The 25,209-nt window shown below is 58.1% G+C and carries 19 protein-coding genes; 10 read left to right on the top strand and 9 right to left on the bottom strand.

Annotation, left to right across the window (positions count from 1 at the left end; all coding sequences use genetic code 11):
- Nucleotides 1-43: 43 nt before the first annotated feature.
- The 6 genes from pcaD to GOW40_RS15200 all read left to right on the top strand — a co-directional run bounded on the left by pcaD (nt 44) and on the right by GOW40_RS15200 (nt 5,654).
- Nucleotides 44-832, top strand: coding sequence for a 3-oxoadipate enol-lactonase (gene pcaD / locus GOW40_RS15225; RefSeq protein ID WP_171131638.1), 789 nt, complete (start codon nt 44-46; stop codon nt 830-832).
- A 12-nt stretch (nt 833-844) separates the two neighbouring features.
- Nucleotides 845-1,558 carry an alpha/beta fold hydrolase gene (locus GOW40_RS15220; RefSeq protein ID WP_171131640.1) on the top strand — a complete coding sequence of 238 codons (714 nt, stop codon included), beginning with the start codon at nt 845-847 and terminating at the stop codon, nt 1,556-1,558.
- 75 nt (nt 1,559-1,633) lie between these two features.
- Entirely contained in the window at nt 1,634-2,833 is a 1,200-nt protein-coding gene (locus GOW40_RS15215) for a TCR/Tet family MFS transporter (protein ID WP_171131642.1), read from the top strand.
- 81 nt (nt 2,834-2,914) lie between these two features.
- Nucleotides 2,915-4,009: a Zn-dependent alcohol dehydrogenase gene (locus GOW40_RS15210; RefSeq protein WP_171131644.1), complete on the top strand. Its 1,095-nt coding sequence runs from the start codon at nt 2,915-2,917 to the stop codon at nt 4,007-4,009.
- A gap of 18 nt (nt 4,010-4,027) precedes the next feature.
- Nucleotides 4,028-5,260, top strand: coding sequence for a mandelate racemase/muconate lactonizing enzyme family protein (locus GOW40_RS15205; protein WP_171131646.1), 1,233 nt, complete (start codon nt 4,028-4,030; stop codon nt 5,258-5,260).
- Between the two features lie 106 nt (nt 5,261-5,366).
- Nucleotides 5,367-5,654, top strand: coding sequence for a helix-turn-helix transcriptional regulator (locus tag GOW40_RS15200; protein ID WP_171131810.1), 288 nt, complete (start codon nt 5,367-5,369; stop codon nt 5,652-5,654).
- Nucleotides 5,655-5,660: 6 nt separating this feature from the next.
- Here GOW40_RS15200 and GOW40_RS15195 read toward each other — a convergent pair whose 3' ends face one another.
- Nucleotides 5,661-8,657, bottom strand: a complete 2,997-nt coding sequence (locus GOW40_RS15195) for an ABC transporter transmembrane domain-containing protein (protein WP_171131812.1) — start codon at nt 8,655-8,657, stop codon at nt 5,661-5,663.
- Between the two features lie 213 nt (nt 8,658-8,870).
- Here GOW40_RS15195 and GOW40_RS15190 point away from each other — a divergent pair, with 213 nt between their 5' ends.
- Nucleotides 8,871-9,266, top strand: coding sequence for a DUF3307 domain-containing protein (locus GOW40_RS15190; protein ID WP_171131648.1), 396 nt, complete (start codon nt 8,871-8,873; stop codon nt 9,264-9,266).
- Here the strand turns inward: GOW40_RS15190 and GOW40_RS15185 are convergent.
- Nucleotides 9,263-9,724, bottom strand: a complete 462-nt coding sequence (locus tag GOW40_RS15185) for an Lrp/AsnC family transcriptional regulator (RefSeq protein ID WP_171100593.1) — start codon at nt 9,722-9,724, stop codon at nt 9,263-9,265. The two genes, GOW40_RS15190 and GOW40_RS15185, sit on opposite strands and share 4 nt — an antisense overlap.
- 140 nt (nt 9,725-9,864) lie before the next feature.
- Between GOW40_RS15185 and GOW40_RS15180 the strand changes: the two genes are divergently transcribed.
- Complete coding sequence (locus GOW40_RS15180; protein ID WP_171231079.1) at nt 9,865-13,308, top strand: indolepyruvate ferredoxin oxidoreductase family protein; 3,444 nt, start codon at nt 9,865-9,867, stop codon at nt 13,306-13,308.
- Here GOW40_RS15180 and GOW40_RS15175 read toward each other — a convergent pair.
- The 7 genes from GOW40_RS15175 to GOW40_RS15145 all read right to left on the bottom strand — a co-directional run bounded on the left by GOW40_RS15175 (nt 13,275) and on the right by GOW40_RS15145 (nt 21,299).
- Nucleotides 13,275-14,006, bottom strand: coding sequence for a hypothetical protein (locus GOW40_RS15175; protein WP_171131652.1), 732 nt, complete (start codon nt 14,004-14,006; stop codon nt 13,275-13,277). The genes GOW40_RS15180 and GOW40_RS15175 overlap by 34 nt on opposite strands.
- A 52-nt stretch (nt 14,007-14,058) precedes the next feature.
- Nucleotides 14,059-15,363 (bottom strand): FAD-binding oxidoreductase, encoded by a 1,305-nt coding sequence (locus GOW40_RS15170; protein WP_171131654.1) that lies wholly within the window; start codon nt 15,361-15,363, stop codon nt 14,059-14,061.
- Nucleotides 15,360-16,034 carry a TetR/AcrR family transcriptional regulator gene (locus GOW40_RS15165; RefSeq protein ID WP_171131656.1) on the bottom strand — a complete coding sequence of 225 codons (675 nt, stop codon included), beginning with the start codon at nt 16,032-16,034 and terminating at the stop codon, nt 15,360-15,362. The genes GOW40_RS15170 and GOW40_RS15165 overlap by 4 nt, the downstream gene beginning before the upstream one ends.
- Nucleotides 16,035-17,588 carry a trimethylamine methyltransferase family protein gene (locus GOW40_RS15160; RefSeq protein ID WP_171131658.1) on the bottom strand — a complete coding sequence of 518 codons (1,554 nt, stop codon included), beginning with the start codon at nt 17,586-17,588 and terminating at the stop codon, nt 16,035-16,037.
- The gene (locus GOW40_RS15155; protein WP_171131660.1) at nt 17,588-19,990 is read right to left on the bottom strand and encodes an FAD-dependent oxidoreductase; all 2,403 of its coding nucleotides are present in this window, start codon (nt 19,988-19,990) and stop codon (nt 17,588-17,590) included. The genes GOW40_RS15160 and GOW40_RS15155 overlap by 1 nt, the downstream gene beginning before the upstream one ends.
- 106 nt (nt 19,991-20,096) lie before the next feature.
- On the bottom strand, nt 20,097-20,726 hold the full coding sequence (locus GOW40_RS15150; protein WP_171131661.1) for a glutathione S-transferase family protein: 630 nt from the start codon (nt 20,724-20,726) through the stop codon (nt 20,097-20,099).
- Nucleotides 20,727-20,801: 75 nt separating this feature from the next.
- Nucleotides 20,802-21,299, bottom strand: a complete 498-nt coding sequence (locus tag GOW40_RS15145) for a class I SAM-dependent methyltransferase (protein WP_171131662.1) — start codon at nt 21,297-21,299, stop codon at nt 20,802-20,804.
- A gap of 229 nt (nt 21,300-21,528) precedes the next feature.
- On the opposite strand from GOW40_RS15145, the gene GOW40_RS15140 reads away from it, so the two are divergent.
- Nucleotides 21,529-23,301 (top strand): ABC transporter ATP-binding protein, encoded by a 1,773-nt coding sequence (locus GOW40_RS15140; protein ID WP_171100608.1) that lies wholly within the window; start codon nt 21,529-21,531, stop codon nt 23,299-23,301.
- Nucleotides 23,294-25,207 (top strand): ABC transporter substrate-binding protein, encoded by a 1,914-nt coding sequence (locus tag GOW40_RS15135; RefSeq protein WP_171131664.1) that lies wholly within the window; start codon nt 23,294-23,296, stop codon nt 25,205-25,207. The genes GOW40_RS15140 and GOW40_RS15135 overlap by 8 nt, the downstream gene beginning before the upstream one ends.
- Nucleotides 25,208-25,209: the final 2 nt, after the last annotated feature.

Below are 25,209 nucleotides of genomic sequence, written 5' to 3'. Positions count from 1 at the left end.
CCTGTGCAGGCTACAATGACTCATTTGAGTAGGAGATTTTCCAATGCAACTCGCTGCTCTCGGAGACGTCAGTCTCCATTATCGGGTGGACGGCCCTTCGGACGGCCCAACCGTCGTCTTTGCCAACTCTTTGGGCACGGATCTGCGGCTATGGGACCCGATCCTACCTTACCTTCCCGGCTACCTGCGCCTCATTCGGTTCGACAAGCGCGGGCACGGGTTGTCCAGCCTGCCCAAAGGCCCCTATGCAATGGGTGCGTTGGTGCGAGATACCGAACGGCTTTTGGATTTGCTCGACGTCAAGGATTGCGTCTTTGTCGGGCTGTCCATTGGCGGGATGATTGCACAGGGCCTGGCCGTCAAGCGGTTGGACCTGATACGCGCAATGGTGCTTTCGAATACAGCGGCGAAGATCGCCACTCCGGCGATTTGGCAAACCCGCATTGACGATGCCCGAGAAGGCGGGATCGAAGCCTTGGCGGATGGCACAATGGAGCGTTGGTTCACCAAAGAGTTTCGCAGCACACAACAGTTGGAACTTTGGCGAAACATGATGATCCGACAGCCGCTCGAGGGGTATCTGGGATGCTGCGCTGCGATTTCGGGCACAGATTTTTACACCCCAACCAGTGGCTTGCGGCTGCCGACATTGGGAATCGCCGGTTCAGAGGATGGATCGACCCCACCGGATCTGGTGCGCGAAACCATTGATCTGATCCCCGGATCGCGTTTCGAACTGATGCGCCGCGCTGGTCATCTGCCCTGCGTCGAACGCCCTGAAGAATACGCAACCCTACTGACCGGATTTCTCAAGGAAATCCGCCACATCTAAGGGAGTAAAGCGATGGCAAACTTCTTGTTGGTCCACGGTTCGTGCCACGGGGCATGGTGCTGGCGCGATCTTATTCCCGAACTGACCGGGCAGGGACATAGGGCAAGCGCAATCGACATGCCCAGCCACGGCTCTGACCCGACCCCCGTGTCCGACGTTACATTGGAGGGCTGCCGTGACGCGGTACTGGCGGCCTGCCGCCCCGATACGATCGTGATTGGCCATTCCTGGGGTGGCTACCCGACCAGCGCCGCCGCCCAGGCCGCACCAAATGCGATGCGCGGGTTGGTTTATCTCTGCGCCTATGTCCCGCAATCGGGTCTTTCGATGATCGAAATGCGCAAACGCGCACCACGCCAATTGATCGGCGATGCGGTCATGAAATCCGCTGACGGGCTGTCCTATTACGTGAAACCGGATCGGGTAAAAGGCTTGTTTTACCATGATTGCCCGGACGAAATCCTCGCCTATGCGCTCGGGCGCCTCTGCCCCCAGGCGATCCTACCTCAGGATACTCCACTGACCTTGGACGAAAGTTTTGATCGCGTGCCCAAGGCCTATATCCGCACCACGGATGATCGCACGGTTCCGACCGAATATCAGGAAACCATGAGCCATTGCGCTCCGCCCGAACTGCGCAAGACAATCGACAGCGGGCATTCCCCCTTCTTTTCCCACCCCGCGCAGCTTGCCGGTCTCATCGACGATATCGCCAAGGAATTGTGATGGCTCAGGCAGATGCCGGATTGCGCTATGCGTCTGATCAGTTAGGGTTCGCCAACCCTTAAACGCTGGAAACGAATGCGCCTGCCTTTTGTGTTCATCCTCGGAACCGTGATGATCGACGCGATGGGCATCGGTCTGGTTCTGCCGATCATGCCGCAACTGATCGTCGAGGTTCAGGGCGGATCTTTGGCAAATGCCGCGATCTGGGGCGGCGTTCTCAGCACCGCTTTTGCTGCGATGCAATTCCTGTTTGGCCCGGTTCTGGGCAACCTCTCGGACGCGTATGGGCGCAGGCGGGTGATGCTGGTGTCGCTGTTTGTGATGGCGCTGGACTATATAGTCATGGCCGTCGCAGGCAGTATCTGGCTGTTGCTGATCGGGCGGCTTGTAGGCGGCATCACTGCAGCCACCCATTCAACCGCTGCGGCCTTCATGGCCGATGTGTCGAAGCCCCATGAAAAGGCCGCAAATTTCGGCCTGCTTGGTGCGGCGTTTGGCTTGGGGTTTGTGCTGGGCCCCATTCTGGGTGGTGTGCTTGCCGAATTCGGAACCCGCGCACCGTTTTGGGCGGCAGCGGGGCTTTCGGCCTTGGGCTGTCTGTTGGGTTTTCTGGTCATGCCCGAAACCGTCAAAGACGAAAACCGCAGGCCCTTTCGGTGGCGCCGCGCACACCCGGCCCGTGCTTTGCAGGCCATAGCGGAACTACCCGGTATTCGCCCCTCGCTGTGGGTCTATTTCCTCTATTCCGTGTCAATCTATGTCTACCCTGCCATCTGGGCCTATTTCACGCTTGAGCGGTTCGGTTGGTCGCCACAGATGATCGGCCTGTCACTTGGTGTGTACGGGCTTGCCATGGCGGCGGTGCAAGGCGGTTTGATCCGGCCCGCGACACGTATTCTGGGCGAACGGGTTACGATCATCGTCGGCATGGCGTTCGAGATCTTCAGCTATGTGCTATTGGCCTTTCTGACCAACGGTCTGATCGTCCTGCTTTTGATCCCCATAACGGCGCTTGGAGCGGTGGTGACCCCGGCGCTGCAAGCCATGATGTCGCGCGCAACACCTGATTCTCAACAAGGCGAACTGCAGGGCGTTTTGGCTGCGCTTCATGCCTTGTCCATGATCGTTTCGCCATTGGTCATGACCGGTGTATTTGCTTACTTCATTGGTCCTGATACGCCTTTCTATCTGCCCGGCGCGCCCTTCTTGTTGGCGCTGGTGTTGATGGGTCTGGGTCTGGCGCTGTTCATGCGACCGGCGCATGCCCGCACGTAAAGCGACCTTTTCCTGACGGAAACGGACTTGCAGGCCGACACAGGCCAGTCCACCGTGGCTGAAAGCAAAGCGGGGAGGCTCATGCAAACAATCAAAGCCGCAGTATGCCATGCGTTTGACGCGCCATTGGTGATCGAAGACGTCCAACTGGCCCCGCCGGGCATGGGCGAGGTCGAGGTGACGTTGGACGCAGTGGCGATTTGCCACTCTGACATCTCGTATGCGAGCGGGGCCTGGGGAGGATTCTTGCCTGCCGTCTATGGCCACGAGGCCGCTGGTGTGGTGACTGCCGTTGGCGATGGTGTCTCGGAATTTGCACTGGCTGACAGCGTGGTTGTCACACTGATCCGCGCCTGTGGATCATGCCCCTCTTGTGCGGGTGGCAAACCGACGATCTGCGAAACGCCTTACAACACCGTCAAAGGGCCTTTGCGCACGGCAAAGGGCGATCCGCTGGAACAGGCGATGGCCTGCGGAGCCTTTGCTGAAAAGGTCGTGGTCAGCCACCGCCAGATCGTCAAGATCCCAGCTTCCATGCCCAAGGATGTCGCCAGTCTCTTGTCTTGCGGGGTCATCACCGGTGTCGGTGCTGCGGTGAACGCAGCACAGGTGCGTCCCGGGCAGGATGTGGTTGTAATCGGTGCAGGCGGCGTTGGGCTCAACGCCATTCAGGGCGCGCATCTTGCCGGGGCCCGCCGGATCGTGGCTGTGGACATGACCGAAGACAAGCTGGAGATCGCCAAAGAGTTCGGTGCAACACATGGTGTTTTAGCAACCTTGGAGGCCCCTTGGAAAGCGGCCTACAAGGCGCTTGGCGGGCGCGGAGCCGATGCGGTGCTGATCACCGTCGGTGCCATCCCCGCATATGAACAGGCCCCCCGATATCTTGGGCGCGGAGGCCGGGCGATCATGATCGGGATGCCACATACCGGGGCCGAAGCCTCTTACGAGCCGGTCATCCTTGCGGCCGTTGGCCAGGGCCTGATCGGTTCGAAAATGGGTGACGTGGTCATTCAGCGCGATATCCCATGGATGATCGATCTGTATGAACAGGGGCGATTGAAGCTGGATGAGTTGATCTCGGGTCGGTGGCAGCTGGATCAGATCAACGATGCGATCGAAGATACCAAATCCGGCTCAGCCAAGCGGAACGTCATTATCTTCAACAATAGCTGACGCCCGAAAGGAGCAGCGATGAAATTGCAGGATCTCGACGTTATCGTCACCGCTCCTCCGGCCCCTGGCTGGGGCGGGCGCTATTGGATATTGGTCAAGGTGACCACCGACACTGGGATCACGGGCTGGGGCGAGTGCTACGCCTCATCGGTCGGGCCCGAGGCGATGACCCATGTGATCCATGACGTGTTTCAACGTCACATGGCCGGAGAGAACCCCGAAAACATCGAACTGATGTTCCGCCGCGCCTATTCCAGCGGGTTTACCCAGCGTCCTGATCTGACCGTAATGGGCGCGTTTTCAGGGCTCGAGATCGCCTGTTGGGACATTCTGGGCAAGGATCGCGACAGACCGGTTTATGCACTGTTGGGCGGGCGCGTGAACGACCGTATCCGCGCCTACACTTATCTCTACCCCCTGCCACAGCATAACCTGACCGATTTCTGGACGTCACCGGATCAAGCTGGTGAGGCCGCCGCCGACGCGGTTCAGCGCGGCTATACCGCCGTCAAGTTCGACCCGGCTGGCCCCTATACCATCCGTGGCGGGCACATGCCTGCGATGAGCGATATTTCGATGTCGGTGGCCTTCTGCAAATCCATTCGCGCAGCCGTAGGCGACAAGGCTGATCTGCTCTTTGGCACCCATGGGCAGTTCAACACTGCGGGCGCCATCCGTTTGGGGCAGGCACTGGAACCCTTTTCGCCTCTTTGGTTCGAAGAGCCGACCCCACCCGACATGATCGAAGACATGGCCCGCGTGGCGCGCAATGTTCGCATCCCAGTTGCCACTGGTGAGCGGATGACCACCAAAGCCGAATTTGGCGCTGTTCTGCGGGCTGGTGCGGCAGAGATCCTGCAACCGGCCCTGGGCCGCGCGGGCGGGATCTGGGAGATGAAGAAGGTCGCGGCGATGGCCGAGGTGTTCAACGCGCAAATGGCGCCGCATCTTTATGCGGGCCCGGTCGAATGGGCGGCCAATATCCATCTGGCGGCCTCGATCCCCAATCTGCTGCTGCTTGAGACAATCGAAACACCGTTCCACGACCGGTTGATCAAGGGGTCAATCCGAGTGGAAAACGGCTTTGTTACCCCGCCAACGGCGCCTGGTCTCGGGATCGACTTGGACGAAGAGCTTGCGCGCGCCCACCCCTATTCCGGCGATGGGCTGCATCTTGAGATGCAGGAAGAGCCTTGCAATTACGTCGACGGAAACGCGTTCCAAGGCGGTGCTCCTGCGACAGAGGGGTGACATTGCCCTTTGAGTTGAGGCATATTGCCCCAAATATGAACAACCAGCCGGAAAACACGTGCCCTCATTGGACCTGAACCCTCAAGCGTCAGCCACTGCCGTGGACATGAAGGAAAACGCTCAGAAGGCCTCTACCTATTTAAAGGCTTTGGCCCATGAAGGGCGGCTGATGATCTTGTGCCATCTGATCACCGGCGAACGTTCGGTTGGCCAGCTTGAAGACTTGTTGCAAATGCGGCAGGCAGCTGTAAGCCAAATGCTTGCGCGTCTGCGCGAAGAACAACTTGTATCGACCCGGCGTGAAGGCAAGACGATCTACTACACTCTGAGCGACGAAAAGACCAAAAAGGTCATCGGAGTTCTTTATGATCTGTTTTGTGCGTCAGACGCCTGAGCTAGTTCAATTCGAAACATAGCCCGCAATGACCTGCAGCAGTTTGAAGGCTGTCGCTGAGTCGTTTTCGACCACGGCCATGAATTCCTCTTCCCCGATCCGCAGGCAGGACAAATCGGTTTCGGCGATCATGCTCAGCGCGCGCGGCTCTTTGCGGATAAGGCCCAGTTCACCGACCAAAGACCCGACATCCGCAGTCATGATCAACTGATCCGGCCCGTCCGGTTGCGGCAGGTATAGCCCTGCTTCGCCTTCCAGAACGACATAGGCACCGTCGGTGGGTTGATCATCCTTAAGAAACACCACCTCTCCGGCCTTGGCGTTGAACCATTGCGCGCCAAAGGCAAGCAGCCGCAGCTGCCTGCGATCAAGGCTCGAAAACAGAGGCGTTTGCTCCAACGCGCGTAGCTTACGCGCCAGATCGGCTGCTGATGCGCTGTCTTCCTCCACGTCGCCCGGCCCCTCATCAGTCACAACACGACCCTGTCGGATTTCGACAAACATGTCGAATGCCTGAGGATTCTGGAATTGATCGTTCAAGTATATGACAGTTGTTTCGGGCAACAAAGCGCGCAAGTTCTTGTAGACAGCGACCTGTGTCTGCATGTCATAGCTGGCCAGTGCGTTGTCGAGGATCAGAATATCGGGTTTCTTGATCGTCGCACGGGTAAAGGCCAGCGGCTCGGCGAACAAGGCTGGCAGGTTCTGACCACCCAAAGCAACCGGCACATCAAAGATCAACTCGATCACAAGCGGGCGCGCGCCATTTTCGGACAACACATCCACAATCAATTTGCGCACCTCGTCCGAGCGTGAGCCGCCGATCTGACTGATTTTACCGAACAGCGCGTTTTCCATCACGGTCAAGCCGGGCGCGGCCTTTTCCGGGTCGAGCGGTACAAAGACATCCAGCAACGGTTGCAACAGCTCTTCCGAGTGGCTTGCGCGCAATTCAAGAATTCGCGTCTTCAACTCATCCGTAAAGGCGGGGCCAATCTGTTCCGCCGAAATCGCAAATGGTACGGCCAACAGGTTCGCCAGTTGCTCATTGTCGAGACCCGCAGCACCTTCGTTGCGCGTACGGTCAATCAGGTCCACGGCAGTTTCATATGTCTGCGCCTCAAGCCCCAACTTGCGGAACAAGGGGTGATCTGTACCGTCCAACCCGAAGATCTGACGAAGCATCTCGATCACGTCGCGGGTCAGATCAATCAGGGTTTCATCCAGACCCAACTCGCGCAATTGGCCTAAAAAGACAGTTTGTTTGGCCAACATCTCTTGCGTGACCGGAACGCGAGGTGTGGCAAACAGAAGGTTCTCTGCCACGGGCAAAGCAGAGTTATAGGTGTTCTGGTCAAAGACCAACGCCTGCTGTTCCAAACCTGCTTCACGCACCGCGCTCTGCACCTTTGGCCGCAACTCGACCAGTTTTTGGGCCAATGCGGGGCGCGCTTCGGCGTCGAACATCTGTTCGGCACCGCGTTGAAACAGCGCCGCCCCCGACCCCATGCCATCAATCAGCTGCAACCACCAATCCCGCAGCTCTTTTTCTGTTTCGACATGGGCCAGCGACGGATCCAGCCATTCGGCTTCAAACGGATCACTGCTATTGCCTGCACGCAGAGTTTCGGCAAAGTCCGGATTGTTCGACGTGTTGTCTTGCGGTCGAAACCGCATAGGCATCATGACATTGTCGCCCAATGAACCCTGAAACATCACCGGTCGAGATGTCGCATAGCCGATGCGGGCTGCGACCACAGCCTGATGCAAGCCGGACAGGTTCACATCACCGATCGTTACACTGCCAGACCCCGGCAGAATCTCGCGGGTCAGCAGCTCGGCAACCGCGCGGCGATCTTCCTCGCTGGGCGCAGCGATACCTATTGTCTTGCCACCGGGGAAGGTCAGGTTCAGATCGTCGAGGACCTGATTGCCATCCATGTCCCGCACCGAGACATTGTTGAGATGAATGTCCCCCCGCAAATGCGGTCGGCTTTCGGGCTCACCTTCGAACAACGCTTCGTCCTGCATACCAGGGGGCGCAAACCGCTCGATCACCACGTCCCAGCGCAGCGCCATATCCTGTGTCTGGTTGTAATAGGCCAACAGCTCTTTCCACGGTGAGCTGAGATCCTTGTAGGCCGCCAGCGCAGCCACAAGCGCACCCAGCGAAACCGAGCCCTGCAGCACCAGCAGACCGCCAACCAGATAAAACATGAAAGGTGTCAGTTGCGAGATGAAGTTGTTGATGAACTTCATAAAGAACTTTTTCTGGTAGATCTCGAACCGGATGGCGAACAGACGCCCCAGCTGATCCGAGATCATGGCGCGGCGATAACGCCAGCCGCCATTGGCCCGCAAGGTCGCGGCGCCTGCGGCGTTCTCACCGATCTGCGCAGCCAGAACACGCACTTCCTGAATGCGCTTCTTGTTGAGCAGGTTGATCTGTCGTTGCAGCTTGGGGATCAGCCAGGCTTGCAGCGGGATCAGCGCAACCGCAGCCAATCCGAACCAGAAGCTTTGCAAGAACAGAAAGGACAGGATCGTGATCATCTGCCCAGCTTGCAGCACCGGCTGGCTGATCGCGTCGCCCATCAACCCGCCCATCGGTTCACTTTCGGCGGTGATCATCGACACCATTTCGCCCTGGCTGACCCGTTCAAAATAGGGCTGCGGAAATCGCAAGGCGCGGCTGGTCAACTGATACCGAAACCGGCGCAGCATACGTTCGCTCAACACCCCTTTCATGGTGTTGATGCGCATCTTCATGATGCCGTGGGCAAGAACAGCCAGCAGAAAGGCAAAGCACAGGATCACCAGAAAGGTGGTCTGTGGCAGGCTATAGCCCCAAACGTTGACGATCGAACTGGACGCACCGATGGCGTCGTTGATGATCCGCTTGGGCAGCTCAAGCGTCAGGTAAAGCAACGGAAACAGCGTCGACGTGACGGCCAGAAGAATAAGCTGGTCGCGCTTCGAGTATTTCCAGATGAACCGAAAGATCGTGCGTTCTATGGCGCCGGCCCCTGCAATTGCTTCGTCGTATAACTCACTGATTTCGACGCGAATACAACAGTTCGAATCTATCGTAATCGTATCGCGCGACGCAAATAAAAACGCATAACAACTCCATTTTTGCCCGTGTGAACAAGTTCATTTGCGCATCTGTTCATTCCGCCCTAGTCTTCGAGTCGGGATGACATTGGGAGGATCCGTTTGCCTGCCACATTTGGCACCGTGCTTTTACTGCTAGCTCTTCTGCACGTAAAACACATGTTCGCCGACTACTATTTGCAGACGCCCAAGATGCTTTCAGGGCGCGGTGTATATTTCCATATCGGGCGAGCGCAACATGCGGCTGTGCACGTTGTGGGCTCTGTTATTGTTTTTGCCATCATGCGCGCGCCGATCGAGTTCATCGTTGTCATCGCGGCTCTTGAATGGGTTGTTCATTTCCATATCGATTTTTTCAAAGCCAGCTATTCAGACAAAAAACAGCTTCAACCCAATCAGGCCGCGTTTTGGCGCGCTGCGGGATTGGATCAATGCATGCACAACCTGACCTATATCGCGATGGCCTGGGCCTGGGTGACCTTTGTGGTGCACCCCTAAGGCACAATTGGGCGATTTCGCTTGATGGTGCGCAAGACAACATTTGTCTGGGCGCTGGCAACCGCAGGTAGTCGGAAGAGAAAGTCTTCTAGAAAATCATTATAAGCCGCCAGATCCCTGCACAGCACACGCAGATGATAGTCGGCCTGCCCCGTTGTGGCATAGCATTCCTGCACCTCTGGGCTGATGTCGATCGAGCGCATGAAATCCTTGATCCGTTCCGGGTCATGCCGTGTCAGGTGCACATGCACAATCGCTTCGAAACTCAGGCCCATTGCGGCTGGGTCGACGACGGCACCATAGCGTTCGACGATACCTGCGTCTTCCAACGCCTTCACACGCCTCCACAGCGCCGAGGCGGACATTCCGACAGCTTCCGCAAGGTCTGCATTCGACATGCGACTGTCGCGCTGCAAGAGGTCGATGATACGGCGGTCTTTGTCACTTAAATCCAGCATATGGGCAAAATTACCCTTTCTAAGGATATATTTCGAATAATCTTTCCGCGTATTTTAGGAAATCTTGGTGATTTTGGCAAATCTCTTCGCGCGACAGGCGTTAGACTTACGCACCCAGTTGCAGCCAATGAGTGAATCGCATGAGCTTTCATGGCCCGAACCACCGCAAATACCAATTGCAGGACCGTTATGATCTGACCAAAGGGCGCGTGTTTCTGACCGGCACACAAGCGCTGGCGCGGATCATGATGGATCAGGCTCGACGTGACAGGCAGGCAGGCTTGAATACAGCGGGATTTGTATCTGGCTATCGAGGCTCACCCTTGGGCGGGTTGGATCTGGAACTGTGGCGTGCCAAAGACCGGCTGCGCGCAGATCGCATCACCTTTATGCCCGCCGTCAACGAAGACCTGGGTGCCACCGCCGTGCTGGGGGCGCAGCAAGCGACACTGGACCCGCATTGTGAGGCCGAGGGGATATTCTCGATGTGGTATGGCAAAGGCCCGGGCGTAGATCGGTCTGGAGACGCTCTCAAACATGGCAACGCTTACGGCTCGGCCCCGAAAGGCGGCGTGCTGGTGGTTGCGGGTGACGATCATGGCTGCGTCAGTTCGTCGATGCCGCATCAGTCGGATGTGGCGTTCATGTCCTGGTTCATGCCAACGCTCAACCCGGCCTCGGTCGATGAATACCTCGCCTTCGGCGAATACGGGTTTGCGCTGTCCCGTTTCTCGGGCACCTGGGTCGGGTTCAAGGCGATCTCGGAAACCGTCGAAAGCGCACGCTCGGTCGAGCTGCAGCCGGATCGTCGTTTTACCCTACCACAGATTGAATTGCCCCCTAACGGTCTGCATGTCCGGAGTGCCGATCTGCCTTCGGTCGAGATTGAGACACGCATTCAGCACAAGCTGCGCGCGGTGCGCGCCTTTGCCGAAGCCAACCCGATCGACCGTCGGATCTATAACATCGAACAGGCCAAGTTCGGCTTTGTCACCACAGGCAAGGGCCATCTGGACCTGATGGAGGCGCTGCGTCTGCTGGGGTTGGATGAGGCTGCCTGCCGTCGTCTGGGCATCGATATCTACAAAGTCGGCATGGTCTGGCCCCTGGCCCGGCGCAATGCGCTGCGCTTTGTGAAGGGCAAGGCCGAGGTGTTGGTTGTCGAAGAAAAACGCGGGATCATTGAAAGCCAGTTCAAGGAGTATTTCTACGACTGGCCCGGCGACAAGCCGCACAAGATGGTCGGCAAATATGACAGCCATGGTGAGCCACTCATCCCCTGGACAGGTGAACTGAGCCCTCTGATGCTGGCCCCCATAGTGGCGGCGCGGTTGAACGCGTTTTTCCCCGAGGAAAACCTGCCCGCCAAGGCCAGGGCCCTGACGGACACATCACCGCAGCTGATTTCCGTTCCGGGTGCAACGCGGACGCCCTATTTCTGCTCGGGTTGCCCGCATAACAGCTCGACCAAAGTGCCCGAAGGCTCGACAGCCGCCAGTGGAATTGGCTGCCATGTTATGGCGTCCTGGATGGATCGGCAGACCGTGGGGTATGCACAGATGGGTGGCGAAGGGGTACCGCATGTGGTCGCCTCGCAATTCAACGGTGGCAAACATATTTTCCAGAATCTGGGCGAAGGCACATGGTACCATTCCGGGTCACTTGCGATCCGGCAAGCTGTCGCTGCGGGGACAAATATCACCTACAAGATTCTCTACAACGATGCGGTCGCCATGACCGGTGGGCAGCCGGTCGATGGCCCGGTCAGCGTCGCCGGGATTGCGCAAACCTGCCGGGCAGAAGGGGTCGAACGCATCGCGTTGGTGTCTGACGACATCTCTAAATTCCAGAGCGCGGACTTTCCGGCCCGAACCAGCTTTCACGACCGCGCGGATCTGGACAGTCTGCAACGCGAGCTTCGGGACATCCCCGGAGTGACTGTCCTGATCTATGAACAGACCTGCGCCACGGAAAAGCGTCGTCGTCGCAAGCGCGGCACGATGGAGGACCCGGATCGTTTTGTCTGGATCAACGATCTGGTGTGCGAAGGCTGTGGTGATTGTTCCATCGCGTCGAACTGCCTGAGCGTCGAGCCCAAGGACACCCCGTTGGGTCGCAAGCGCAAGATCAATCTGAGTTCTTGCAACAAGGATTTTTCCTGCCTGAACGGCTTCTGCCCCAGCTTTGTCACCGTAAAAGGTGCAACCCGAAGAAAGCGCGGCATTGATCTTGACGCGGCACAGCTTGAGGCTGACCTCCCTCACCCTGTTCTGGCTACTCTTGAGACGCCCTTTGACCTGCTGGTCACAGGTGTTGGAGGTACGGGTGTTGTCACCGTTGGCGCGCTGATCACAATGGCCACGCATCTGGAAGGCAAAGGCGCGTCCGTTCTGGATTTCACCGGTTTCGCGCAAAAATTCGGCACGGTGCTCAGCTATATCCGGCTGGGCGCATCGCCCGAGGCTCTGAATCAAGTGCGCATTGATCAAAGCGCCGCAGATGCCGTGATCGGGTGCGATATCGTGGTCAGCTCGGCCCCAAAAGCGTCCGCCCATTACCGCGTGGGGACACAAGTTGTTCTGAACCGCGCAGAAATGCCGACTGGGGATCTCGTTTTGCGGCGCGACGCGCAACTGCACTGCGATGACCGGGAACAGGCGATCCGTTCCGTTGTGGGCGCAGAAAACCTTTGGGGCTATGACGCCAACGCAGTGGCCGAACAGGTGCTTGGCGATACGGTTTTTGCCAATGTCATCCTACTGGGCACGGCCTGGCAAAAAGGGTTAGTTCCAGTCTCGGACGTGGCCCTGGCACAAGCGATTGAGCTGAACGGTGTTGCCATCGAAAAGAACCGTCTGGCCTTTGCGATCGGTCGCGCAATGGCCGCAGCGCCAGATCGGGTGACGCAATTCACCACGCCCGAGCCGTCAGAAGAAACCCTTCAACAGGTGATCGATCACCGCGCAGCGTTTCTGACCGACTACCAGAACGCGGATTATGCGCAGGTTTATACGGATCGGTTGGAGCAAATACGGCGCACACTCCCGGATGCAAGCGATGCTCTGCTCGGGTCTGTCGCCCGAAATCTGTTTCGTTTCATGGCCTACAAGGACGAATTTGAAGTGGCCCGTCTTATGACGCACGCAGATTTCGCGCGTGAATTGGAAGATCAACTCGAAGGGAACCCAACCATATCCTACCATATGGCACCGCCTGTTTTCAGCTGGAGCGACGACGACAAAGGCCGCCCGCGCAAACAGTCGTTTGGACCCTGGATGCAACCCGTTTTAGGCGTGCTATCGCGCATGAAAAACCTGCGTGGAAGCAAATTGAACCCGTTCGGCTATCACAGCGAGGCGCGGCTGCACCATAGCATCCTCGATTGGTACCGCGTTCTACTGGACCAATTGGTCCAAGACTACAGCGATGCAAATGCGGAAACGTGGTTCAAGGCACTCTCTTGCGCGGACGAGATCCGAGGCTATGGCCCGGTACGCGCGGATGCGTTTGACGCCGCCAAGTTGTCGGTTGCAAAGATACGAACCCCGGATCAGGCCACGCGGGCCATGCCCGAGCGGTCGTAAGCGTCCAGCCACAACCTGTCGATGGCATCTATCCGGGCGGGGTCAAATTTGTGTTCAACCTCCCAATACCGACCTGATGGTTCGAAATACCCGCACTCAGCCTCACGCGCCAAAGGTAGATGCATCGCGTTCGTGCAGGGCATGGCGGCGCTGGAAAGATCTTCCACTGGAACGCTGGGCAAAACCAATCGGCTTTCCCCGGCAGACAGCCGCACAACGCGGCAGTTCTGCTCGGCCCCAAACAGCGCCAGCCGGGCTGACTTGGCCTCGAGCGAACGCAGCGTGACATCGCGGCGCAAAGGGTCTGCCGTGCCTTTTCCGTAGAAATGCGTTTGGCCTTTATTGGCATAGACCATATCGCATCCGAAGAAGGCGATGACCGCGGGTCGCAAGGCGGCCAGCGCCCAATAACCTGCCGTAAAGGCCATGGTGCCGCCCGCATAGACAAAGCCGCCAAATTGGTTTTGTAACGGCACATAATCCTCAGCGGTGATGATACGCTGGCCGCGTCGCAAATCTGTGGGACGGTTCTCAACCGGAAAATCCTCGGGATGGATCAGATAGTCCCAATCCGACCGAATACGCCAAGCGTTGTTGATCGCAACGATATGGCTAAAGCCCTGCCGAGACCAGTCGCGCGCCGCAATCGCGGATGGGGCACTGCCAAGGATCAGAACGTTTGGTCGATTATCAGCCATGGCGCACCCCTCAGGTTCTCAGACCCCAAGTTAGGCCGAAACACCGTTGCGTCTAGCCCAGAACGGAAAAACTGCTGTCTGTATTGATCGGTCGCTTGCGGGAATAGAAGCCCACATCGATGCTGCGCCCGATATAGGGCAGCTTGAAATGCAAGGGCTGTGTGTCATGATCGGCCCCGCCTTCGACATAGTCTATCAAGGCGGCCATCATCTTTCCGGCAATGGGCGCGTTCTTGTATTGGTTCCCGCTGGTGCCACAGGCCATGTAGAACCCCGGTAAGCTGGATTTGTCATAGATCGGAATCCAATCGGTCGACGCGTCGTACAAATCCACAACCCCGCGCGTTTTTGACGGAATGCCAAGGCTGGGCACCCGTTGCGCATAACGCATGGCTTGCGTGGTCCATTGATCGGTGAAGTCGTGATTGTACGAAGTGTCATCGGCGCACCATTGATGCGGATCGCAATCCGGGTCTTCTGACCCAATCAGGATATGGTTGCCATGTTCGGGCCGACAATAGAGCGCAATGTCACTGTCCGACACGATTGTGCCCTGCGTCTCGAAATCAAAGCCCTCGGGTGCGGGAACATGCACAACCTCTTGCCGTAAGGGTCGGGTTTCGATGGTCATGTCCTCCAGCACACCGGCCATCCCGTTGATATTGGCCGAGCCCGGGCCTGCCACATTCACCACCACATTGGCATGAATTTCTTCGCCCGAAGCCAGTTTGACCCCCGCGACACGGCCGCCACTTTGCAGGATCTCGACCACCTCGGCACCGGTTCTCACCTCGGCCCCGCGCTGCTTGGCCGCTGCCATCAGGTTTTGAGCCGACAAGGCCGGATCCGTGACATATCCTGCCTTGGGCCAGAACACAGCGCCCTGCAGCTGCGAACCGTTGGGCTGCCCGAACTCCGGATCATCCATCCGGCGCGCCGGCGCGAAACTGTCCAGATTGTAGATCGGCAAACGATCCATGATCTGCTGGGGTGTCCATTCCTCGAACGGGCAATCCAGTTCGGCGCTATAGGTCATGTGCTTGTCCAAATGACCATTCGCCTCGGTCTTCATCACCAGACACCCGGTCTCTTTGAACTGGGCCAGATCTGCGCCGTCGGGCAAGCCAAGATACCCGGCCCAATCGCGCCAATAGTGATAGCCCTCCCAGGCGAAGGCCGTGCCATCGAGCGTTGAATAATGCATCCGAATGATCGCGCAAGACCCGGCGGTCGATCCATGCCCTACCTGAGCGTTGCGATCCAGCGACAGGGTCTTCCATCCGGCCTTTGACATCTCGAACGCGATGGCCGCGCCGATCACGCCGGTGCCGATAATGATTGCGTCAGGCTGGTTCATGACCCTGCTCCTTCCCAATAGTGTTTTGCATAGGCGCTGAATTCCTCAATCTCTTCCTTGCGGGGCTCAACACCGGTGAAGACAAATAGGTAATGTGGCACCATCGACAGCCGTGCGGCCAGCGGCTCGTTCAGCTGTGCCAAATCGTATCCGATCTGCATGTAGTAGAGCACGCGCGCGCGGGTCTCGGCCTCGGTCTCGTCATAGCCATAGCGGGCAAACATCGCACGTAGGGCCGCAAGGCGACGCGCGTCGGATTGATCCAGCATACGCCGCACCTTGCCCGATTTGCGCGCCCAGTCGCGCACGGCAAAATCCAATGCGGTATCAAAAAGCTCGGCGTTCACCACACAGCGGTGCACATTGCACACCGCCGCCGTGATCGTTGGGGCCGCAAGCTCGGCCTGCGCAATCAGCCCAGCGGTATTGAGCGCCTGCCATTTGGCCAAAAGCGCATCAAAAAGCTCCTGCTTGGATTTGAAATACCAATAGAAAGACGAGCGCGAGACCGCCATCCGCTCGGCCAGATTCATTACCTTGATCTGATCAACCCCGTCCGAGATCAGCACATCCATGGCCACGTTCAGCCAATCGTCGCGCGTGACCTTGATGTTGCCGATCAGGGGTTCCGCCTTTGGGTCGTCGCGGTGGAGGATGGGTTTGGTGTTCATTTAACTCTCCGGCGGTGCGCCGCCCTGTTCTTTGCGACGCGCGATAAAATCTTTCAGCGCGCCAATACGGTCCAGATCGGATGGCGGGGCTTTGAAATTGGTCAGGATATCCTTCCAGACACCGGTGGCACGTGCATTGGCATCGACTGCACCCCGCTCGGCCCAGGTTCCGAAATTGGCATAGTCATGCAGATGCGGCTCGTAGAATGCAGTGTTATACCGCTCCATCGTCTGGCTGGTGGCAAAGAAATGCCCGCTGGGGTCAACTTCCTTCAGCGCGGTGTCAAATCCGATCTCGGCAGGTCCGGCCTGCGCACCGGCACACAGCTCGGCCACCATGTTCAGCACCTCGGCGTCACAAATCATCTTTTCGAAAGACACGGTCAGCCCGCCCTCAAGCCAGCCAGCCGAGTGAATGATCACGGTCGCCCCGGCCATTAGGCAACCCCAAAGGCCAAACTGGTTTTCATTGGCCGCCTGAACATCATTGGTATTCGCCGCCGAGCCCGCCGCCGAGCGCCAGGGCAGTCCGACATGACGCGCCAGCTGGCCCGCAGCCAGTGAGGCCTGAAAGTGCGAGGGCGTCCCAAACGCAGGCGCGCCCGATTTCATGTCCACATTGCTGGTGAAGGTTCCATAGCAGACAGGCGCACCCGGCTTGGTCAGCTGAGTCAGGGTCAGTGCTGCCAGTGCTTCGGCATGGGACAGTGTAATCGCCCCGGCCACGGTGATCGGCGCCATCGCCCCCATCAGCGTAAAGGGCGTAATGATCGACATTTGCCCATGGCGCGCGAAATCGATCAAACCTTGGGCCATGGGGATATCCAAGGTTCGCGGGCTGTTGGTGTTGATGATCGTATAGCAGTGGGGCGCTGCATTGAATGCGTCGTCATCCAGTCCGCGTGCAATGGACAACATCTCGAAACAGTCCATCACCTGCGGCGTTCCGCGCGAGAAGAAGAAGGGGAACTTGTCCGTCAGTTCCATCTGAGCCTGCGTGGTGAAATAGTGCCGGACATTGGTTGGCACATCCTGCGGCTCGACCTGGGGTGAGATCATCTGGAAGACATCAAAGTGATGTGTAAGCTTTAGAAACTCCAGATAATCCTGCCCTGTTGCAGGTCGTCGACCGCGTTCCAGATCGGTGGCGTTGGGCGCCCCTGCGCCGGGCTGAAAGACCAATGACCCCAGCTCAAGCGTGAAATCCCGCCGCCGTGCGCCTGCACGACAGTCGATGGATTTCGGAGCAGACGCCACCGCAGCCTCGACCATATCGCGCCCGATAAAGACCATTTCGCTGTCTTCATCCACACGGGCCCCGCCTTTGGCATAGATCTTGCGGGCCTCGGGCAGCAAAACCTTGATGCCGAGCTCCTGCAATAGGCGCAGCGCTGTTTCGTGCATGTCGGCGATCTGGTCGGCCGGAAACACCTCCATCAGCGGGAAGGGGTTGCGCAATTGGCGGTAATTGACATCGCGGCTGGGCGCGGGCGCACTGTCTGCTCCCCTGCCCCGACGCCGTCGCCCGCGCCCCCCGGTCTGAGCCTCAGCCATTAGCCCCTCATCGCCTTGCCTTGTGGATCATAGGGCGATGGGGCAATAACCCGTGCCGGGCGTTCAATACCCACCACATGCACCGACAATTCGGTCCCGGGCTCGGCCATGTCGCGGTTGACCAACGCCATGGCAAGTGATTTGCCGGTATAGTGGCCATAGCCCCCGGAGGTGACGAAGCCCACGCGCTCCTCCCCGGCCCAGATGGGCTCATAGCCGCTGGCATCTGCGTCCAGAGCATCCACCTCAAGCGTCACCTGCACTTGCGCCGGACCGTTGCCATCCCGTTCGGCAAGAGCAGCGTCCTTACCGACAAAGTCTTTGCTCCAGTCGATCCAGCGATCCATGCCGGTCATACCGGGCGTGTAAAGCTGCGTGAACTCAGCCGACCAGATGCCAAAGCTTTTCTCTAGCCGGGTCGACAGCATCGCATTGAACCCGCACTCCCGGATGCCTTCGGCCGCACCGGCCTCCAGCAACATACGGCGCAGGGTAATATGGTCGCCATAACGACAATTGATCTCATAGCCTTTCTCACCGGTAACCGACATGCGCGCCACACGCGCGCGGACCAGTCCGATATCGAATTCGCCGCAGCCCATGAACTTCAGGGCTGAAATGTCCTGTTCCGCTAGCTTTTCAACCACAGCCTGCGATTTCGGGCCAACCACGGCAAAGCCGCAATATTCCTCACCCAGATCGCGGACAACGACGCCTTCGATCATATGGTCATCGAACCAGCGCATATGCCAGGCACGCAGGTAATAGCTCCCCATGATCCACCAGGTGCCATCGCCCCAGTTCAGAACAGTCAGATCACCCTTGAGCCGCCCGTTCTCGCCCAGCATCGGGGCCAGCTTGGCGCGGCCCGGCGCGGGCAGCTTTGAGGCCATCACCTTGTCCAGCCATGCCTCGGCATTCGGACCGCTGACCTCGAACCGGGAAAAGCCGGTGATATCCAGCAGGCCCGCGCCTTCACGGATCACCTTGCATTCCTCGGCCACGATATCATGAGCGTTCGACCGTTTTAGCGTGGGTGTTTCCTCAAACCCTTTCGGTGCGAAATAGAGCGGTACTTCCAAATCCCAACTCACGCCCCATTTGCACCCTGCTTCGGTCATTGCGTCATGGGCCGGAGCCATTTTCAGCGGGCGACCCGCCGGCAGCTGTTCGTTCGGATAGGTCATCACGAAGCGGCGCGAATAGAACTGGCCAGTGGTTTCGCGGATGTAACGTTTGTTCTGCGCGAAATCGCCGTAACGCGCCACGTCCATCGGCCAGGCGTCAGCCTCGGGCTCGCCGTGGATCATCCATTCGGCCAGTGTTTTGCCAACGCCGCCGCCTTGCAGGAATCCGGCCATCACGGCACAGGCCGACCAATAGCCGCGCTTGCCCGGAACCGGCCCGACCAACGGATTGCCATCGGGCGAGAAGGTGAACGCCCCGTTCACCCATGTCTTGATGCCCACGTTCTGAATCGAAGGATAACGCTCGAACCCAAGCGTTAGTTCATTCTCAATGCGGTCCAGCTGCTCTTGAAACAGCTCTTCGCCATAATTCCAAGGCGCGCCGTCCATCGCCCAGTGTTCGTGATCGACCTCATAGATGCCAACCAGAACGCCCTTCTGGTCCTGCCGCATATAGGTGAACCCTTCGAGGTCCACGGTCATCGGCATCTCAAAATCCGCCACCGCAACCTCGGGCACGGTGTCGGTGATCAGATAATGGTGCTTGAGCGGCGAGACCGGCAGCTCAACGCCCGCCATCCGGCCCACTTGCTTGGCCCAAAGGCCAGCCGCGTTGACCACATGCTCGCAAGTGATGGTGCCCTTGTCGGTCACCACTTGCCAGCCCTCTGCTGTCTGGGTCAGGCTTTCGACCTTGGTTTCTTCGTAATATTCTGCGCCGCGCTTTTTGGCGGCGGTGGCATAGGCCTGAACCGTTCCGGTCGTGTCGATATAGCCTTCGCGATCCGCCCACATCGCACCCAACACACCGTCGGTCGACATGATCGGGCAACGCCGTTGCGCCTCTTCGGGGGTCAGTAGCTCGCAATCATCAATGCCGATGGACTGGAAGATACGGTAATTGGCCTGCAACCACTCCCACCGTTCGGGCGTACCGGCCAGTGTCAGACCACCGGTCATGTGCAGGCCGATGTTCTGGCCCGATTCCTTTTCAATCTCGCTCAGCAGGTCGATGGTATAGGCCTGAAGCGATGCCATGTTGGGGTCCGCGTTCAGCGCGTGGATGCCGCCCGCCGCGTGCCAGGACGATCCCGAGGCCAGACGCCGACGCTCCAGCATAACCACATCCGACCAGCCGAACTTGGCCAGGTGATACAGAACCGAGGCGCCCACAACGCCGCCACCAATGACAACAACGCGATACTGCGATTTCATTCCGACCTCCGCTGAATGACTCGCAGGGACGCTAAAAGCACTAATCACTTCTGTCTAGACATTTCTGTACAGTCGGCTTCGCAAGACCAACTCAAGCGAATTCGGCCTAGAGCTGGGCGCTTGGACGTGCCTTGATCTTGTCGAGCCACGTCAACGTTGCCCCATGCCGCGCCTCCGGGCGCATCTTGATGACCCGCGCAAAGTCGACAAAGACAAATGTCGTGATATCGGCCAGCGTAAAGCGATCACCGGCCAGATACGGGCTGTCCTGCAAACGCGTTTCCAGCAGATCAAAGAACGCCGAAACACGTGCGCGCCCGCGCTCGGCGATTTCGGGGACCTGCGCATAGTCGATGGGCCCGGGAATGGCACGGTTCTCGAAGGCCGGATGCGTGTTACGCAAAACATCTGCGATCGGTGCACCGCCCTGCTGCTCGGCGATCGCGTTCCACATCAAAACCGAACCCTGCTCATCCGCGCTGCGCCCCATCAAGGGCGGCTTGGGGAAGCGAGCTTCAAGATAGGCTGCGATGCCAAGGTTTTCGGTGAGAACCGTCCCTTCATCCGTGACAAGTACCGGCAGGGTTGCGCGCGGGTTTACGGCGCGGAAATTCTCTTGCAACTGCTCCCCCTTGGCGATCGAGACCTCATGGGTTTCGATTTGCAGCCCTTTCTCGGCGATAAACATGCGTGCCCGACGCGGATTGGGGGCGGTGGAACAGTCATAAAACAGCATCTGCGCGATCTCTTGTCCTTTGAATCGCTCAAAGGTTAGACCGCGTCAGCGTGCTACGGCGAGCCCTTTTGGCGATCAACGCTGATAGACAAAGCAACGTCCTTCGACTGCACCTTGCGGCAGAGGCAGCTCGGTCAGGCCATCGAAATACATCCGGTCGCTGGACACCATCATCCCACCAGGCGCCAGCAACGGCTCGATCAGGGGTGAGACAAACCGCGCGAACTTGTCGTTCTTTTCCCGGTTATGCCCACCCAAATCCGCGTGGATCAAACTGGCCGACGCGCCGAAACGCGCAACAGACGCTGGCAGCGTGTCGCGTACGTCACCAAGGATCACCAGATCCTCGGGTGGTGTCGAATCAGGATGTGAAGCTACAGCACGCTCGAACACATAGATCGGCCGTCCTTGAATGTGGCGAACCATGTGATGATAGGTGCGCCCGTTCCCCAATCCCAGCTCGAAGACCGGACCCGTCATGTTCGCAGTCTGAGCAATCGCAAAATCAAGACACGCGCGTTGCGACACCATACGGTCGATAAAAAGATCAAGGCGGCTTTGATGATCGGACACGAATAACCCTCTTGCTTGAGTAACCGACACCAATTTGGTGTCAGACTGCGCCTAGATGGCAAAAAATAAACAACTTGTGTAGGCAATCTGCCTTGATTTCACGAAACCGCGACAATTCTGCTAAAGAAGGTGTTTGACTAGTCTGCCCTAACCGCGCGAAACTGGTGAAAAAAGTCAGGGAGAACAATCAGCCGATGGGAAAACACGGCCAAACGGGTGGGACGCCCGCATGACGGCATTGCTGTCCGTAAAGAACCTGAGCATCGGGTTCGGCGCGGGCGCTGATGTTGTCCAAGATGTCAGTTTTGAAGTGGACCCCGGCCAAACGCTTGCTTTGGTTGGTGAATCCGGCTCGGGGAAGACCATCTCGTGCCGTGCGGCGTTGCGTATTCTGCCACGTACTGCCCAGATCCGGTCCGGGTCGATTACGCTGAATGACTCTTATGGGCAAGCGGATTTGACAAAGATCAGTGAACGCGAGATGCGCGATATTCGAGGCAATCGCGTATCAATGATCTTTCAGGAGCCCATGCGCTCGCTTTCGCCCCTGCACAAGATCGGCAATCAGGTAAGCGAAGTGCTTTGGCTGCACGGAAAAATATCCGAAGCCGAAGCCCGCAAAAAGGTTCTGACTCAGTTTGAACGGGTTGGGTTTCCCGATCCCGAGCGTGCCTATGACTCTTACCCGTTTGAGCTATCCGGCGGCATGCGACAGCGTGCTATGATCGCGATGGCGATGGTGGCCAAGCCTGATCTGCTGATTGCGGATGAACCGACAACGGCATTGGACGTCACGACGCAAGCTCAGGTTCTGGGCCTGATCAAAGAATTGCAGCGTGAGACCGGCATGGCGTTGATCCTTGTGACCCACGATCTGGGTGTTGTCGCCAACATGGCCGAAAAGGTCGTGGTGATGCACAAGGGCCGGATCATGGAATCCGGTCCCGCCGAGCTGATCCTGTCGGATCCCGCGCATCCCTACACAAAGCAGCTTTTCGATGCGGCACCGGAGATTCCGGAACACAATGAAGGCGCAACGCCAATGCCGCACGAGGATCTTATCCTCGAAATGAAAGATGTCAGCAAAACCTATCAGATGCGTGCAACGAAGGGCTGGAAAGCAGACCGGTTGATACATGCCTGTCGTGGTGTGGATCTTAAGTTGGGGCGTGGGAAAACTCTGGCAATCGTCGGGGAAAGTGGCTCGGGCAAGACCACGGCTGCCCGGATCGCACTTGGGGCAGAGCTGCCCGATCCCGGTGGTCAAGTTCTTTTCCGAACAACCGCCGAAGCCGAGCCGATCACGGTTCACCAAATGACCAAAGCCGAGCGCACCGCGTTTCAGCGCAAAGCGCAAATGGTATTTCAAGACCCCTACAGCTCGCTCAGCCCTCGTATGCGTATTCAGGACGCGCTGACAGAACCGCTGGAAATCCACAGACTGGGCTCAGCCGCCGAACACCGTGAAAAAGCGGCCGAGATGTTGCGCTGGGTCGGTATGAACCCGGATATGTTGAAACGCTATCCACATGCGTTTTCCGGAGGGCAAAGACAGCGTTTGTCGATCGCCCGCGCGCTGATGCTGGACCCGACCCTGATCGTTTGTGACGAACCCACATCGGCGCTGGACGTCTCGGTGCAGGAACAGATCCTGACGCTGCTAGAGAAACTACAGACCGAGTTGAACCTGTCCTACCTGTTCATTTCTCACGATCTTGCGGTTGTCGCTCGGATCGCTGACGAAGTGGCGGTCATGCGGCGGGGGATGGTTGTCGAACAGGCGCCTCCCGAAACTCTTTTCTACAACCCCCGTCATCCGTACACCAAGGCATTGATCGCTGCCCAGCCAGAACCCGATATCAACCGCCCAATCAACCTGGAAATGGTTGCATTGGGGGCGGGTTCGCCGGACAGTTGGGAAGAAGCCTTCCGTTTCACGGACTCCGTGGTACCTTCTTTGGTAGAATTGGAGCCCGGTCATAAGGTACGCTGCCATGTTTAAGACCACTCGCACATCACTTTTGGGCCTGACCCTGGCCCTGGCCGGAGTATTGCCTGGCTGGGCTGCGACCCCGCCTGACCTGCAGGAAAGCCAGTTCTGGCAAAGCGAAGTCGCCGCTGGCAATCTACCGCCCGTGGCCGAACGTATCCCAGCAGAGCCGCTGATTGTAGACTTGGCGGCAAAAGGGCGCGAGATTGGGAAACCGGGTGGAACGTTGCGCACGATGGTGACGCGCAACAAGGACGTCCGGCAGATGGTCGTTTATGGCTATGCGCGGCTTGTAGGTTTTGACCAAAACTATGAACTGGCACCAGATATTCTGGAGTCGTTTGAGAACGAGAACAATCGTAAGTTCACTCTAAACCTGCGCGAAGGCCACAAATGGTCGGACGGGTCGCCGTTTACCTCTGAAGATTTCCGCTATTGGTGGGAAGATGTCGCCAATCACGAGGCACTCAGCCCCTCGGGCCCGCCAGACTTTCTGCTGGTTGAAGGCAAACCACCCACTGTCACCTTCCCCGATGAAACAACCGTTGTTTTCGAGTGGGACGATCCAAACCCGAACTTCCTGCAATCTCTGGCGCAGGCCCGGCCACCTTTCATCTACCGGCCATCGGCGTTTCTGAAGAAGTACCACGAAAACTATGCCAATACCGAGGATCTAGAGTTCGAGGTCGAAGACGCGCGTGTGACCAGTTGGGCCGCTCTGCACAACAAACTGGATAACCTCTATAAGTTCGACAATCACGAATTGCCAACGTTGCAGCCTTGGCTGAATGCCAGCTCGGGCAAGAAGATCCGGCATAATTTCGTGCGCAATCCCTTCTACCACCGAGTCGATACCAACGGTGTTCAACTGCCCTATATCGACGTGGTCGAGATGGAGATTGTGGCCCCCGGTCTGGTGGCCGCCAAGACCAACGCTGGTGAAAGCGATCTTCAGGGCCGTGGCTTGTCTTTCCGGGATGCCTCGATCCTGAAAAAAGGCGAAGCACAAGGGGACTACAAGACGCTGCTCTGGAAAACCGGTGTGGCGTCTCAGGTCGCGATCTATCCGAACCTGAACTATGAAGATGAGGTCTGGCGCGACGTGCTGCGTGACGTGCGTGTGCGCCGAGCCCTGTCGCTTGCAATCGATCGCAAGACGATCAATCAGGCGCTGTATTTCAAGCTGGCAAAACCGGGTGCGATGTCTGTTTTGCCCGCTTCGCCCTTCTATGACGAAGCCAATGCGCAGGCCTGGGCACAGTACGATATGGATCAGGCCAATGCCCTTCTGGACGAGGCGGGGCTGACCGAGCGTGATGGCAGCGGCATTCGGCTGCTGCCAGATGGCCGCCCGATGGAATTGATCGTCGAAACCGCCGGTGAACGGCAAGAGGTTGAAAACGCTTTGCAGATCGTCACCGACAATTGGCGCGACATTGGCGTCAAGCTGGTCATGCGCCCGCTGGATCGGGACATCCTTCGCAATCGCGTGTTTGCGGGCACCACAATGGCCTCTGTCTGGTTCGGCTGGGATGACGGCATCCCGCAAATGCACACATCACCGGCCTATCTGGCGCCGACCGACCAGGTGTTTCTCGCCTGGCCGAAATGGGGTCAGTTCTATCAAACCGGCGGCAGCGCAGGCGAAGCACCCGACATGCCCGAGGCAGAACGTCTGATGGCGCTTGCGCATGATTGGGAAGTCGCGACCTCGGATGAAGAGCGTAAGGCCGTCTGGACCGAGATGTTGAAAATTCATGCCGACCAGCTTTATGGCATCGGCATTCTGAACGGCGCACCGCAGCCGATTGTGGTTTCGAACCGCCTGCGCAATGTACCCGAGCAAGCCATGTGGGCCTGGGAGCCCGGCGCGCATTTCGGCATCCACCGGCCGGACGAATTCTTCTTCGCCGACTGAGC

The organism is Ruegeria sp. HKCCA6707 (genome assembly GCF_013033515.1).
Classification (GTDB): domain Bacteria; phylum Pseudomonadota; class Alphaproteobacteria; order Rhodobacterales; family Rhodobacteraceae; genus Ruegeria.
Note: the sequence above shows the minus strand (reverse complement) of the source record. Positions and strands in the feature narration are given on the sequence as shown.

What these genes read in the sequence shown, in the direction of transcription:
- GOW40_RS15150 (WP_171131661.1), bottom strand. Translation starts at nt 20,726, where the DNA reads ATGCTGTTTTATGACTGTTCCACCGCCCCCAATCCGCGTCGGGCACGC.
- GOW40_RS15135 (WP_171131664.1), top strand. Translation starts at nt 23,294, where the DNA reads ATGTTTAAGACCACTCGCACATCACTTTTGGGCCTGACCCTGGCCCTG.
- GOW40_RS15220 (WP_171131640.1), top strand. Translation starts at nt 845, where the DNA reads ATGGCAAACTTCTTGTTGGTCCACGGTTCGTGCCACGGGGCATGGTGC.
- GOW40_RS15180 (WP_171231079.1), top strand. Translation starts at nt 9,865, where the DNA reads ATGAGCTTTCATGGCCCGAACCACCGCAAATACCAATTGCAGGACCGT.
- GOW40_RS15155 (WP_171131660.1), bottom strand. Translation starts at nt 19,990, where the DNA reads ATGAAATCGCAGTATCGCGTTGTTGTCATTGGTGGCGGCGTTGTGGGC.
- GOW40_RS15160 (WP_171131658.1), bottom strand. Translation starts at nt 17,588, where the DNA reads ATGGCTGAGGCTCAGACCGGGGGGCGCGGGCGACGGCGTCGGGGCAGG.
- GOW40_RS15165 (WP_171131656.1), bottom strand. Translation starts at nt 16,034, where the DNA reads ATGAACACCAAACCCATCCTCCACCGCGACGACCCAAAGGCGGAACCC.
- GOW40_RS15170 (WP_171131654.1), bottom strand. Translation starts at nt 15,363, where the DNA reads ATGAACCAGCCTGACGCAATCATTATCGGCACCGGCGTGATCGGCGCG.
- GOW40_RS15175 (WP_171131652.1), bottom strand. Translation starts at nt 14,006, where the DNA reads ATGGCTGATAATCGACCAAACGTTCTGATCCTTGGCAGTGCCCCATCC.
- GOW40_RS15215 (WP_171131642.1), top strand. Translation starts at nt 1,634, where the DNA reads ATGCGCCTGCCTTTTGTGTTCATCCTCGGAACCGTGATGATCGACGCG.
- GOW40_RS15140 (WP_171100608.1), top strand. Translation starts at nt 21,529, where the DNA reads ATGACGGCATTGCTGTCCGTAAAGAACCTGAGCATCGGGTTCGGCGCG.
- GOW40_RS15200 (WP_171131810.1), top strand. Translation starts at nt 5,367, where the DNA reads ATGAAGGAAAACGCTCAGAAGGCCTCTACCTATTTAAAGGCTTTGGCC.
- GOW40_RS15185 (WP_171100593.1), bottom strand. Translation starts at nt 9,724, where the DNA reads ATGCTGGATTTAAGTGACAAAGACCGCCGTATCATCGACCTCTTGCAG.
- GOW40_RS15210 (WP_171131644.1), top strand. Translation starts at nt 2,915, where the DNA reads ATGCAAACAATCAAAGCCGCAGTATGCCATGCGTTTGACGCGCCATTG.
- pcaD (WP_171131638.1), top strand. Translation starts at nt 44, where the DNA reads ATGCAACTCGCTGCTCTCGGAGACGTCAGTCTCCATTATCGGGTGGAC.
- GOW40_RS15205 (WP_171131646.1), top strand. Translation starts at nt 4,028, where the DNA reads ATGAAATTGCAGGATCTCGACGTTATCGTCACCGCTCCTCCGGCCCCT.